The 12,969-nt window shown below is 25.3% G+C and carries 12 protein-coding genes, 3 pseudogenes and 1 riboswitch; of the genes and pseudogenes, 10 read left to right on the top strand and 5 right to left on the bottom strand.

Translation table 11 applies throughout. The features are described 5' to 3' along the window. Nucleotides 1-44: 44 nt before the first annotated feature. Both NSA50_RS16475 and NSA50_RS16480 read right to left on the bottom strand, forming a co-directional pair. A complete protein-coding gene (locus NSA50_RS16475) occupies nt 45-1,373 on the bottom strand; it encodes an IS3 family transposase (RefSeq protein ID WP_257446850.1) in 1,329 nt (442 codons plus the stop codon). Nucleotides 1,374-1,516: 143 nt separating this feature from the next. Further along, a pseudogene (locus NSA50_RS16480) lies at nt 1,517-1,717 on the bottom strand (pyridoxal 5'-phosphate synthase lyase subunit PdxS); the annotation flags it as partial. 534 nt (nt 1,718-2,251) lie between these two features. Between NSA50_RS16480 and NSA50_RS16485 the strand changes: the two are divergent. The 4 genes from NSA50_RS16485 to NSA50_RS16500 all read left to right on the top strand — a co-directional run bounded on the left by NSA50_RS16485 (nt 2,252) and on the right by NSA50_RS16500 (nt 4,255). Next, nucleotides 2,252-2,443 carry a hypothetical protein gene (locus tag NSA50_RS16485; RefSeq protein WP_257446853.1) on the top strand — a complete coding sequence of 64 codons (192 nt, stop codon included), beginning with the start codon at nt 2,252-2,254 and terminating at the stop codon, nt 2,441-2,443. Nucleotides 2,444-2,802: 359 nt separating this feature from the next. Continuing rightward, nucleotides 2,803-3,255, top strand: coding sequence for a hypothetical protein (locus NSA50_RS16490; protein ID WP_257446855.1), 453 nt, complete (start codon nt 2,803-2,805; stop codon nt 3,253-3,255). A 346-nt stretch (nt 3,256-3,601) separates the two neighbouring features. Next, nucleotides 3,602-3,799 (top strand): DUF4177 domain-containing protein, encoded by a 198-nt coding sequence (locus NSA50_RS16495; protein WP_195263045.1) that lies wholly within the window; start codon nt 3,602-3,604, stop codon nt 3,797-3,799. 24 nt (nt 3,800-3,823) lie between these two features. Beyond that, nucleotides 3,824-4,255, top strand: coding sequence for a GNAT family N-acetyltransferase (locus NSA50_RS16500; RefSeq protein ID WP_257446859.1), 432 nt, complete (start codon nt 3,824-3,826; stop codon nt 4,253-4,255). 310 nt (nt 4,256-4,565) lie between these two features. Here the strand turns inward: NSA50_RS16500 and NSA50_RS16505 are convergent, their stop codons facing one another. Next, nucleotides 4,566-4,880, bottom strand: coding sequence for a hypothetical protein (locus tag NSA50_RS16505; protein WP_257446862.1), 315 nt, complete (start codon nt 4,878-4,880; stop codon nt 4,566-4,568). 222 nt (nt 4,881-5,102) lie between these two features. After that, nucleotides 5,103-5,231: a hypothetical protein gene (locus NSA50_RS16510; protein WP_257446865.1), complete on the bottom strand. Its 129-nt coding sequence runs from the start codon at nt 5,229-5,231 to the stop codon at nt 5,103-5,105. A 539-nt stretch (nt 5,232-5,770) separates the two neighbouring features. Between NSA50_RS16510 and NSA50_RS16515 the strand changes: the two are divergent. The 6 genes and pseudogenes from NSA50_RS16515 (at nt 5,771) to NSA50_RS16540 (ending at nt 10,832) form a co-directional block, all read left to right on the top strand. Beyond that, a pseudogene (locus NSA50_RS16515) lies at nt 5,771-6,289 on the top strand (AAA family ATPase). Nucleotides 6,290-6,472: 183 nt separating this feature from the next. Beyond that, entirely contained in the window at nt 6,473-6,709 is a 237-nt protein-coding gene (locus NSA50_RS16520; protein WP_195263049.1) for a hypothetical protein, read from the top strand. Nucleotides 6,710-6,730: 21 nt separating this feature from the next. Further along, a complete protein-coding gene (locus NSA50_RS16525; protein ID WP_257446871.1) occupies nt 6,731-7,009 on the top strand; it encodes a YciI family protein in 279 nt (92 codons plus the stop codon). Between the two features lie 127 nt (nt 7,010-7,136). Further along, nucleotides 7,137-8,012 (top strand): PHP domain-containing protein, encoded by an 876-nt coding sequence (locus NSA50_RS16530; RefSeq protein WP_195428223.1) that lies wholly within the window; start codon nt 7,137-7,139, stop codon nt 8,010-8,012. A 491-nt stretch (nt 8,013-8,503) separates the two neighbouring features. Then, nucleotides 8,504-10,297 (top strand): WG repeat-containing protein, encoded by a 1,794-nt coding sequence (locus NSA50_RS16535; protein ID WP_195428220.1) that lies wholly within the window; start codon nt 8,504-8,506, stop codon nt 10,295-10,297. Nucleotides 10,298-10,502: 205 nt separating this feature from the next. Then, entirely contained in the window at nt 10,503-10,832 is a 330-nt protein-coding gene (locus NSA50_RS16540; protein ID WP_257446878.1) for a hypothetical protein, read from the top strand. Between the two features lie 59 nt (nt 10,833-10,891). Here the strand turns inward: NSA50_RS16540 and aspD are convergent. Continuing rightward, nucleotides 10,892-12,521: pseudogene (aspD, locus tag NSA50_RS16545) on the bottom strand (aspartate 4-decarboxylase). Between the two features lie 304 nt (nt 12,522-12,825). Continuing rightward, a riboswitch (SAM riboswitch) is annotated at nt 12,826-12,922 on the top strand. The last annotated feature ends 47 nt before the right edge of the window (nt 12,923-12,969 follow it).

Here is a 12,969-nt window from a genome sequence, read left to right on the forward strand (position 1 = left end):
CGAAATAAACTGATACCTATGTCAAGGACATTATAAAAAAAGGGTTATGCACAAAGAAGATGATTTCTGTATTGAACAGGGGTCATCTTTTTTTGATCCCATTTATATCTGTAGTTATTATAATAAATTATATATTTATTAATTTTGCTTTTAAGTTCTTCATATGAATTACACTTCTTAGATTTAACAGAGTCCTTCAAATGACCAAAGAACGATTCCTGCGGGGCGTTATCCCAACAGTTTCCACGGCGAGACATAGATTGTCCTAAGTTGTTTTCCTTCAGTAAGGCTTGAAATATAGGACTTGTATAATGTGATCCTTGGTCAGAATGGATAAATGCATTAGCAGCTAACTTTACTTTCTTCTGTTTTTTTAGTTTTAATATTGTTTCTGTCGCTATATCTAGAGTGATTCGCTTAGACATATGATGAGTTAATATTTCACCTGTTGAGGCATCTAGAATGGTTGACAAATAAGCCATATCGTTTTCGCCGTATGGCAAATATGTAATATCAGTTAATAAAACTAAACCAGGAGTTTCTTGCTTGAAATTTCTTTCTAAAAGATTTGGAACAGTTCTATGTTCTTTAGTTGCTTTTATTATTTTTTTATAAGGGTTAGTCTTTCTATATGGGCATATAATTTCATATTTTTTCATTATTCGTTGTATCTTTTTTAAGCTATAAATTACATTATATTCATTTTCTAATATCATTTTAATAGACCTAGAACCTTTCTTGTATCCACGTCGGTTAAAAGCCTTTAAAATTAGATTTTTAGCAAATATGTCTTGGTTGTCACGTTGCTTTCGTATATCTGCTGAATTTATATAATTGTAATATCCCGATCGTGAAACATCTAAAATCTTGCAAAAATATCCTGTTAACCTTTTAAAATTATTCATTTCAATTGTAGATTTTATTAATTCAAATTTAGTGCTAGTATTCAATTCTTTATTTTTCTTTATCAGCAACCTTTCTTTCTCGTCTAATTTTTTTAATAGTTCTACCTGTGCTTCAAGTAGCTTGATTTTAGCTTCTTGTCTTTCTATAATTTCTTCTTTCGTTAATTCGCGATTAACATTGCGGTAACGTGGAGTTCTTGTGGCTTTATCTAAAGCTAGAATACCGCCTTTATCATAGGCTTTCTTCCATCTAGCAGCTGATTCTTCAACTCTTTTAATTCCAATCATAGCTATATCAAATCCATTTTCAGCAAAAATTTTGCGTGCTGGTTTTCCAGAAATATATTCATCTATAAATAATCTTTTGAACTCAAATGTATAAGTTATTGTTGTTTCACTTACTTTAGCTACATATTTATTCTTCTTTAATTTTTCTATATCTTCTCTCGTTAATAAAAATCTACCCATTCAGCAACCCCCATCTATTTATTTAATTATATAAAAAATACCTATAGACATAAATCCTTTTATTTAAGTGTCTAGTCTATAGGTATCAGTTTAAAACGCGAGCCCCTTTATAAAAATAAGAGATTAGCTTTATTAAGACAATCAGCAGCAAAGTTAATAACAGGTAGTTTATCATTTTCATGAATATATAAAATTAAGTCGTAAGGAGCATTAAGTTCTTTTTCTATAGTCATAAGCTCTTCTTTAGATGCAGATTGAATTTTTCTTATATCAGAAATCATAGTTCTTTGATGTCTAACTGCTTCAACAATATTACCAGTGCCAGCTTCACCTTTAATCCTAATATTTACTTATAATAATATCCTTTAAAGAATTAATACCTATAATTAGATTAAATAGATAATAATACTAAAACTTATATTGTACAAATATATCGATACAAATTCATTAATAAAAAATTACTAAAATTATAATTTTTTACATTTACCTATTTACAAAAGATGGATAAGGGCATATACTAATGTAGTAATATTTTTTATAAAATTAAGGAGGTAGGGTTATGTTTATAAATTTAAAATCTAATAAAAATCAAATTGAATATAATCTATATTTTATTAGTAGCTCTACCAGTGGAGATAATCTGTAATTTTTTACGGAATATTAATTTGTTAATTGTGCCACCATGAGTTATTATGCTCATGGTTTTTTTATGCGCTTAATTGCTAAATAAAGTGATATTTAATGACCCTGGGTAAACTAGGGTTATTTTTATATATTAAAAATAATTTAAAGGAGGATGTATTAAATGATTAATCTAAAAAAATTAAAAGAAAATCAATTAGAAACAGGTATAAGAAATAGAAAGGGAGGAATTTTATATGTATACTATCGGAGAATTAATTAATATAGCTATAGTTAATAGTCACAAAAACGCTATAGAGTTTGAAAGATATTGTAAGGATGAAAGATTAAATTCAATTGAGATTAAAAGAGAAATATATAAATCATCTAGAGATAAAAGAAATAGAGTATTAAAAAATTTTAAAATACTAGTAAAAATGATATTTTAATGTAATTAAAAATTTTAAGAATATAATATAATAAAAATACTCAACACTATTTTAAATAATGTTGAGTATTTTTATGAATTTTTCTTGAAATAGTGCAAAAGTGACGCTTATAATTACTCAAACAAGAAAAAATAAAAATAATAGCGAGGGAGTAGGAAGAGAGTCAAATTAAAATAATTTTAGATATTTTCATATTGGTTAAAAAAAATAAAAATGGTATAATGTAGAATATAATTAACATTGTGATAATTTTTAAAGGTAACAATGGTACTAAATGCATTTATTAATATGCATGTGGAATGTATTAATAAGGCGAATATAAGGGGTAAGATATACTTATAAATTTTTATAAATGGAGGATGAAAAAGATGGGAGTTGCATTTAAAGATGTGAATTTTAGCAGATTGGTAGACAAGCTTAGTCCTTGTTGTCTTTCTGAGAATGTTTGTGGAGGGTGCGAGAGAGAAACCTGTTTAGTTGGATATGGAACGGAATGTATTAAAAATTGTATGATTAATAAAGTTACATATGTAATCGATGGATGTAAGAACATTCCGATTATGGATACAAGAATATATGACAAAGAATATATAATGGATGGAGTTGCAGACATTCTAAGAACTTGTAAAAGTTGTAAGGAAAATCATTTTGACAATTGTGTTGTAAATATTTTAAGAAGCTGCTATGAAGTTATTTTATTTGGCGAAGAAAAAGAATATAAAGGAAGTGCTCTTGTATATTTAAATGACTTAAAAGAATCTAATCCAGAAATAGCAGATAAATTATTTCAAAAATACATGACTAGGGGTTAGAGAATAAGCAATTTATTATAGTAATGAACTATTTTGTATATTTACACTTACAAGATTAATAAATTATTATAAAGAAATATTATATATGATATAGGTGTTTCTAAGATTTCAGAATATTAAATATAAGCCTTTTGGCCTAACATAGAACTGTGTTAGGCTTTTTAGTATTTTGGTATAATAATATATTTTAAAGATTTTTATTAAGAGGAGTAAATACCTAAATTTATTAAGGTATTTAATAGAATAAATAAAATTCCAATTATTATATGCATTATAATTACATTTAATCCTAAATATTATATAATGTTTATATAAATAATACTTAAATTTAATCGGAGGATAGCATATGTACAAGTATATGTATAAAGAGGCTCAAACACATGGATTGTTTAGGGGTGATGCAAATCATAGGGAAATCATAGATAAGTATAGTAAAGAAGGATGGAGGTTTGTTACGGCAATACCTTCAGAATTTTATAGTAATAATGGAGGAATAAAGAGATTTGATTTAGTATTTGAAAAGGAAATAGATGAATCACTATAAAAATTATTTGAAGGGCTGGTATATATGATAAATATTAGAACCATTTCTATATCTGATTATAGGGATATATATTTGCTAAATAAAGAATTAGGTTATTTATATCCAGAAGAAAGAGTTAGAGAAAAAATTAAATATATAATAGAAAACAAAAAAGATATTATTTTAGTAGCTTATATAGATAATAATATAATTGGATATATACATGGTAGTGAATATGAGTTACTATATTCTGATTCTTTAATAAATATTTTAGGATTTGTAGTTAGAGAATCTTATAGAAAAAATGGTGTAGGAAAAGCCTTAATAGATAAATTAGAAGAAGTAGCAAGAGAAAATAAATATTCTGGAATAAGGCTAGTATCGGGAATTGATAGAGAAAATGCACATAGATTTTATGAGAGAAATGGTTATATTTACAGAAAAGAACAGAAGAATTTGATTAAATTATTTAGTTAGATTTATATTCATACAATTCTATAAATAAAGTTAAGTAAATTTTAAGATTAAAAGGAATAATTATAGAAAAAATATAGGCTGCAGGTAAAATGAAAAGTTTTTAAAAAGCAATTTATATAACTGTTTGTATTGTAAGTGGGTTTATCATACTATTTTCCTTATTAAAATTTAATGATAATAGGTTCTACAGTTATTATAATTTTCACTTTGATTTTTGTACATTCTTAATAGTAAGATCAAATTAGAATTAAGAAAATAGAATGAGTGTAGTAGTTCTATAACAAGACTTAAAAGACACCTTTAGTGCCCTTTAAGAAATGAAAACATTACCCTTACCAACTATAACAATTCTATAACCTGGAAGTAAGGCTGTTAAGTTAAATTTATCGGATTTAGGAGTAAGACGAATGGATTGGACAATAATTTGATTTTCATCAAACACCTGTAAATAAACACTATTGGTTTCAGATATGTTTTGCACTATATATTTATTTTCAGAAGAAAAATTTAAGTCAGAAGCTTGGTAAACACCTTCTTCAAATAAATTTATAGCATAAGTATATTGTGTAAAAGTACTAAAAAACAAAGATAATGAAATTATAAATAAAAGTATTGATTTTTTCATAGCCTAACCACCTTTCATATTTATTTTAATCAAATATGAAATAAATATTCAAAGGTGTGCAAAGTTAAATAAGAAATTAAGTAAGATATATAATTTATTTAATCTTGGTATTTTAATGGGGCTTTCTAAGGAAATGAATAATTTATGCTATATTTTATAGAGAGGTGGACCATATAATAATCCACCATTTAATATTAGTTTATTATTAAAATTTACAGGAAATTAATTCATAGTATTATTAGAACCAAAAACCTCCACAATTTCCAAAGAAGTTATTGAATCCACAACATCTATTAAATCTACGACATCTACGACATCTACAGCATCTGCAGCAGCATCTATTAAATCCACAAAATGGCATATTATTCACCTCTCTATAGTATATAATTTAATATATTCCAAGCGTCACATAAGTGTTACTAGGTATAGAGTAAAATTTTAATTAGAAGGTACAGTAAAGTAAGCTAATTATTGTGAAAATATAAGGTTTTCCAATTAAAAGATGGCACTAACTGTAGCAAATTTAATGCTTTTTATTAAATTCTAGGGACAATAATGAAAATTATGGTGAATATGAAAATATTTAATTATAGATAAAATAGTAATTAGCTTACTGTGATCGGAAAAACCTTACCAGAAGCAAAAGGTAAATTAGATAATTTATGCTATGGAAAAGTATGGGTGATTACAACCATCCAGTATAGCTTTATGACATTGGAGAATCATTTGATAAAACAATCTATTAGGGGAAGATCAACTTTTAAATTAGAATTAATATAAAGTATTAATAGATTAATATCACAAAAAATTATCTAATAAATTATACTTTACAATGATAAAATTTCAATGGAATTTGGAGATGAAATAATAAAATTCAAGAGGAGATTAAAATGAATAAAAAATTAATTATAGTTAATGGAGCTATGGGAGTAGGTAAAACTACAACCTGTAAGGAATTAAATAAAAGTCTTCAAAATTCCGTATTGCTTGATGGAGACTGGTGTTGGATGATGAATCCTTTTGTTGTTAATGAAGAAAATAAAAAAATGGTAATAGATAATATAACATATTTGCTTAGAGGATTTATTAGGAATTCAACAATAGAATATGTTATTTTTACATAGGTTATACATAGAGAAGAAATTTATAACGATATTTTAGAACCTTTAAAGGACTTAGATTTTGAAGTTATTAAGCTAACTCTTACATGCTCTAAAGATACATTGAGGAATAGAGTATTAAGAGATGTAAAGCTTAACTTAAGAACTGAAGAATCTATAAATAGGAGTATCGAATATCTAGACTTATATAAAAATATGGATACAAAAGAAATTGATACAACTGATCTCTCTATATTAGAAGTAGTTGAATTGATAACAAATAATATAATTAATCATATTAAAAAATAAATTTTATTTATTAAGGTATTACCGAAAGTTATATTAGGTTTTATACAAATATAAAATCTAGTATTTAATTAAGGAGTAATAGAGTTATCAGTAAGAACTATAGAAAATCATGAAGGCTTTTGGGATAGTTATGTAGAAATCTAAAACTGAAATTTTAGATAGTATTAGTAAAGTGGAGAAAGGATGAAAAAAATGGGGGATTATGAAATAATTCAAATAATATCGAATTCAAAAGATATTTATTCTGAATATTCTAATGAAGAAAATGGCTATTTTACTTTGCCAATAGTATGTTTTGCATTAGTAGAATATAATGATGGATCAAGAAAAGTAATTCCAATGGATATGGATGTAGACGGTACAATTGGACCAAAGGGGAGGGATTTTATAGGAATTACTACTCATAAAATAGAAGAATAATAAAGTCTTTAGGATGAATTTATGAAAAAGGGAGATAAATTATTTGTTAGAATAGATTATAAGAATAAAGATTTAGAATATACGTCGACTGATTTCACAAAACATGTAGACTATCTAAATAAAATTTCTAAGGAGAGGTATTTTTTAGGTGGAGGATTTAATAATACTAATGGAGGCATGATTTTATTTGAAGCAAAAGATATAAATGATGCAAGAAATATTGCAGAAGAGGATCCAATAATAAAAGGAAAGTTTTTTACTTTTGATTTATATGAATGGGAATTTATTTATTTTATCTGAAAATAGTGATTAAAATTTATAAGCTTATTTATAAAAAATATCTATATTTGAAAATTAAATATTATGAAATCATTGTATAATATAAATTAAGACATTTAAAATAATAACTAGTTATGGGGAGATTGATATGAGTAATATAGACTTGCATATGCATTCATGCTTTAGTGATGATGGAGAGTATACTCCAGAAGAAATTATCGATAAAGCAGTAAAAAATAATGTTGAAATAATTTCTATAAGTGATCATAATTCAGTAAAGGCAATAGAAAGAGCTTTAAATTATACAAAGGATAAGGAGATAAAAGTTATACCAGGAATAGAAATAGACTGCACCTTTAATGGTATAAACTTACATTTACTTGGATACAATATAGATTATAAAGAAAAGGATTTCTATAATATTGAAGAAGATATTTTAAATCAAGAAAGAAGTGCTTCAAAAGAAAAGATAAGGTTAATAAAGGAACACACAGGTTTAAATATACACGAAGAGGAAGTTCTTAAAAGATCGACAAATGGAGTTGTTACAGGTGAGTTAATAGCTGAAATACTATTAGAAGATAAGGAAAATAGGAATTCTACTATAATGAAGCCGTATTTAGAAGGTGGAAGTAGAAGTGATATGCCTTATGTAAATTTTTATTGGGACTATTTTTCACAAGGAAAACCAGCTTATGTACCAATAAAATTTATAACTTTAAAAGAAGCAATTAAATTAATTCATAGGCATGGTGGTCAAGCAATAATTGCGCATCCAGGAAATAATTTAAAAGAAAATTTAGATATAATAGATGAATTGATAAAAGAAGGAATAGATGGTATAGAGGTTTTTAGTAGTTATCATACAAAAGAGCAAACCGATTATTTTTATATTAAGGCTTTAAAAAATGATATGATAATAACTTGTGGAAGTGATTTTCATGGAAAGACAAAACCTAATATAGAAATTGGGAAATTTAAGTTTGAGCCTAAAGATATTTCAATAGATAAAATATTTAAGTAAGTGATATTAATATTTTTCGCATTTAAAATTTATGAAAGTTACTTCTTTAACTTATTTAATGGAAACAAATATTGAATTTAAAAAATCGATAATACTAAAATTGGTAAATTTAAAGCTAATTAAAATAGTAAGGTAGCTAATCTTAAATGATTTTAAATAGTATATAAATTATAATATATGAATATAAGAAGTATATTAAATAAAAGTCAGTAAATTAATCATAAGCATATTTACTGGCTTTTAATTTATTGTAATAAAAATTTATAAAAAGAACTGTAGTTTAAATTTTTTGTTCCATATTTCCATATAATTTAAAAAATTCCCATATTCCTTTAAATTATGATAACAAATATTCATTCCTAATTTAAATCAGGTAAAAGAATCAGTAGGTTATAAAATATAAATTATTCATAATAAGTATACATAATAGTGTATCGTATAGGTAATATACAAATATAATATACATTATCAATAAATTTTAGAGGGGTTATATGAGTAGGGGGAAAAATAATAAACAAAGTAAGAAGAAAAATACAAAAAAAAGAGAATTTGGATTATATCCTGCACTTAAAAATACTGTGGATGGAGATAGATATGGCTATATAAATAAGGAAGGTAAAGAAGCAATTCCATTTAAGTTTACAAGGGCATATGATTTTAATGAACTTGGATTAGCAATAATTAAAGAAAATAGCAAGTTTGGAATAATTGATATGAAGGGAAATTATTATGTTAATCCTCAATTTGATAATATAAATCAGTATAAAGAAGGTAGGGCCATTTATACTGAAAAATCTAAAATGGGGGTTTTAGATGAAAAAGGAAATAAATTAAGAGATATAGTTTACGATTATATAGGAAACTACAATGATGGACATGCGGTTGTTGCAAAAAGAAATGGGAAAAGTTATAAATATGGATATATTGATTTAGATGCAAAAGAAATTACAGAAGTTAAATATATGAATGTAAGTGATTTCAATGATGGTTTTGGCTTAATAAAAATAAAAGAAAGAGAATATGCATTAATAGATAAACAAGGGAATATTAGCAATACTTATAATTTTGAATATGTTGGATCATATGGGGAAGACTTAATGGTATTTTCAATATTATTAGGTGGACCATATGGATATATAAACAGGGATGGAGAAATAGTTATTAGTCCAATTTATTGTGATGCCCAAGAATTTAATGATGGAGTAGCTGTGGTCAGTAGAGGTAATAATATAAGCTGTACACATGGAGTCATTGATAAATTAGGAAAGCAAATTTATGGAGATATATATAGTGATGTAAAATATTTAGGTGAAGGTAAGGTAGCATTAGGTTTACCGATAGGAGATAATAGGATATTTCCAAGAAGTATTTATGCTATAGGAGATACCAAAGGAACTCTTTTAACAAAATTTAATTATCTTGAGATTGATAGCTACATTAAAGGATTATCATATGGATCTGATGATAAAAAAACATTTTTTTTAGATGAGTATGGGAAAATAATAAAAAATCTACCTATAGTTGATGGAAGTGGTCAACTTAGAGTTAAAGGTGAAATTATATATGCTAATATAGATTATTTTCCGTATTATTTAGATAAAAATAATAAAGTAATTTATCAACCGAATAAAGAGATTCCTTTAGATCAAAGATATTTGATAATAATTGATAAATATAAACCAAACATAAATTATCTCATATATATTCCACAAGTGAAAGGGATGCATGATGATAATATAGAAAAAGAAGTTAATTCAAGATTAAGGGAAATGTCATTTTTCATACCATCAAAAAGAGAATTGATAGGTAAGGAGCTAAATATTATAAATGATCAGGTATTATCATACAATTACTACGGAAATTTTCAAATATTATTTTACAGAGATAATTCAATAATCATAGATTTATTAGGATATTATTATCCATTAGGAGAAGTTCATGGAACACCAATAAGAAAAACCTGTGCTATTGATTTGTTGACGGGAAAATTTTACAATTTAAAGGATTTATTTAAAAGTAATACGAGCTGGATAAATAGGTTAAATGATATAATTGAGAATTTTATAGAAAATGACCCTAATTATGAATATGTTTTTCCAGATTCATTTAAAGGAATATCGGAGAATCATGACTTTTACCTAGATAAAGATAATTTATATATTTATTATCTTCCAAATGAAATAGGCCCTTATTCTGCTGGGGTTATTACTTTTAAAATACCACTTATCCAAATACAAATTTATTTAGATAATCAAGGTGATTTTTATAAAGCATTCTATGGATAATTAGAAGAAGCATATTAGAATTTAAGTATTCTTATATGCTTTATTTTTAATGTTAAATATAATCTTAAATAATATACTCGTAAATGAGTATAAATAGAATAAAAAAATGAAAGCAAATCAAAAAAACAAAGAAATAAAACAAATAGAAAGAATAATATATACTATATATAAATAAACAAAAGATATTTAGAAAGTGGAGACTAAGATGAACTATAATAATTCAGATTATAATTATGAAGATTATTTTAAAATAATGAGTATGAATAATGAAAATTGTTCATATACCGATTATGAACAATTAGATAATAATGAATATAGGAATAATCTAGAAGAAGGATTAAATAATATGAATCTTGATTTAAAAAGTTCATATACAATGAATCAAAATAATGAGAGAAACATAAATATGTTTCAAGGACATCAAAAAAATCAATACAGTCAAGAATTAATGAAATCACAAGAAAATGTGAAAGAAATTTTAATAAAAACTGCTGTTTTAATAATATCTTCTAATATCCTTATTTTAGTTTTGTAGTACTACTATATTTTATAGTAGTACTACAATTTAATATCTTTTATCTCTATTACACAGTTTCATATTTCACTTTCTTTCCATCTACTTACAAATTCATCAAGAATTATACGAAGTGTTTTTCCTATAGTGGTATAATCCTCATCTTTCAAATTTGCCAAAGAAATTCTTATAGACCATTCTGGTCCTTGAAATCCAGAACCACTTAATAATACAATAGATGATTCTTCAGCTAATCTATATAACACTTCAACAGGCTTATAATTGCTCTCAAGATAATTTGCAAACTTTGAACCATAATTATAATTTGCCCATTCTAATAAATCAAATTCTGTATAATAAGCTGCGTCATATATATCTTTTCTTAAATTTAGTCCGAGACTATCAACATAGTAGTTTTTGACGTCTATGACATATTTCTATAGTTTGATTTTTATATATGTTTTTATCATCTAATAATGCAAATGCACAGAAAAATGCCATTTGCACTTGTTGAGGTGTAGAAAGTCCAGCTGTATGGTTTAAGGCAACCTGTCTGCTATCTGCAACTATTCTATCTATGAATGGTATAGTTTCTGGATTTAAATTCATATCACCGTATCTTCTATTTAAAATTTTCTTTTTATCTTCTGACAATTCTTTAAGAAGTTTATCATATATATTTTTTTCATGAATAGCTATAGTTCCTAATCTCCAACCTGTAACTCCGAAATATTTAGAAAATGAATAAACCCCTATAGTGTTATAAGGTAAATCAGCCATTAATGATCTAAATTCAGGAACAAATGTACCATAAACATCATCAGATATTATCATTATATCTTTATTATACTCATTTACAATAGAAACTAGGTTTTTTCTACATTCACTGCTTAATGAAACAGATGGTGGATTACTTGGATTTACTATAAATAAAGCCTTTATAGAATTATCTTTAAGTTTTTCTAGTTCATGTAAAGGATATTGCCAAGTATGTGTTCCATCTGTGGTAGTTTCAGTAGCCTTTATAGGAACTATTTCTAAATCATATCTAGGCAAAACTGGTATTTCTAGATATGGAGTAAATATAGGTACCATTATTGCTATTTTATCTTTGGGATTAAGAAGCATATTTGATCCTAAAGTATCAAATATGTAACACATTGCTGCAGTAGCTCCTTCTACCGCAAAAATATTAAATTTACCACTTGGAGGCTTGTTGTAACACATTTCTTGTACTAAATAATCATGAACTATTTGTTCAATATGAAATAGCATTCTATCTGGAACAGGATAGTTATCTCCGATAATTGCATCTGCTAATTCATATAAGTAATCATCGGCATTAAATTTTTTTTCATTTATTCCATATTCAATTATTTTTCTTAGTAATTCTATTCCTGGCAAAGTATTATTTTCATCTACAAATTTTATGAATCTATGGTAAATACCATTTTTTTTAGGCATTCCAGCTAGATTAACATTATAAAAATCTTTTTTAGTTTCATTAACAGCAAAAAGACCAAATGTAAAAAAGGCTTCTCTAGGAGTAGATGCTGTCCAATTTGGATTTCCCCGACCAGCATCTAAAAGAATACGTGCTGTTTTTTCATTTTCTCCATTAGCTAGTTCTATTAGCCTATTTTTAAATTCAAATGGACTTATTTTACCATAAATCTTTTCAATTTCTTCACGTTGTAAATTTTTGTCCATAGTTTTCTCCTTAATTAAAAAATTTATCTTATTTTTTGTTATGAATCTAAATATTATTCTTATAAATAATTAATACTAAAAATACATTAATATTTATATAATTAATCAAGTAAAATTCAATATAAGAACACGAATCATTTAACATTTTATATAAATTACAAAATACTATTTATATAAATAAATTATAATTTAATTAAATGTTAAATCTTTATTTCAATATCATATAATCTAAACTTAGATTTTTTTATTTAATGAAATATATTTACAATAAATGAAAGAGATTATATAATTATATAAAAATAATATCTTATTAAGAGCGGTGGAGGGACTGGCCCTTTGAAACCCAGCAACCTACTTTCTAGTGTGGTGCTAAATCCTACAGATTTTCTGAAAAATAAGAGTAATAGAATTTATATATAATTTTTATATAATCCTTTCTTATTTAGAA

The organism is Clostridium mucosae, from assembly GCF_024622765.1.
Taxonomy (GTDB): Bacteria; Bacillota; Clostridia; order Clostridiales; family Clostridiaceae; genus Clostridium.

What these genes read in the sequence shown, in the direction of transcription:
- NSA50_RS16475 (WP_257446850.1), bottom strand. Translation starts at nt 1,373, where the DNA reads ATGGGTAGATTTTTATTAACGAGAGAAGATATAGAAAAATTAAAGAAG.
- NSA50_RS16485 (WP_257446853.1), top strand. Translation starts at nt 2,252, where the DNA reads ATGTATACTATCGGAGAATTAATTAATATAGCTATAGTTAATAGTCAC.
- NSA50_RS16490 (WP_257446855.1), top strand. Translation starts at nt 2,803, where the DNA reads ATGAAAAAGATGGGAGTTGCATTTAAAGATGTGAATTTTAGCAGATTG.
- NSA50_RS16495 (WP_195263045.1), top strand. Translation starts at nt 3,602, where the DNA reads ATGTACAAGTATATGTATAAAGAGGCTCAAACACATGGATTGTTTAGG.
- NSA50_RS16500 (WP_257446859.1), top strand. Translation starts at nt 3,824, where the DNA reads ATGATAAATATTAGAACCATTTCTATATCTGATTATAGGGATATATAT.
- NSA50_RS16505 (WP_257446862.1), bottom strand. Translation starts at nt 4,880, where the DNA reads ATGAAAAAATCAATACTTTTATTTATAATTTCATTATCTTTGTTTTTT.
- NSA50_RS16520 (WP_195263049.1), top strand. Translation starts at nt 6,473, where the DNA reads ATGAAAAAAATGGGGGATTATGAAATAATTCAAATAATATCGAATTCA.
- NSA50_RS16525 (WP_257446871.1), top strand. Translation starts at nt 6,731, where the DNA reads ATGAAAAAGGGAGATAAATTATTTGTTAGAATAGATTATAAGAATAAA.
- NSA50_RS16530 (WP_195428223.1), top strand. Translation starts at nt 7,137, where the DNA reads ATGAGTAATATAGACTTGCATATGCATTCATGCTTTAGTGATGATGGA.
- NSA50_RS16535 (WP_195428220.1), top strand. Translation starts at nt 8,504, where the DNA reads ATGAGTAGGGGGAAAAATAATAAACAAAGTAAGAAGAAAAATACAAAA.
- NSA50_RS16540 (WP_257446878.1), top strand. Translation starts at nt 10,503, where the DNA reads ATGAACTATAATAATTCAGATTATAATTATGAAGATTATTTTAAAATA.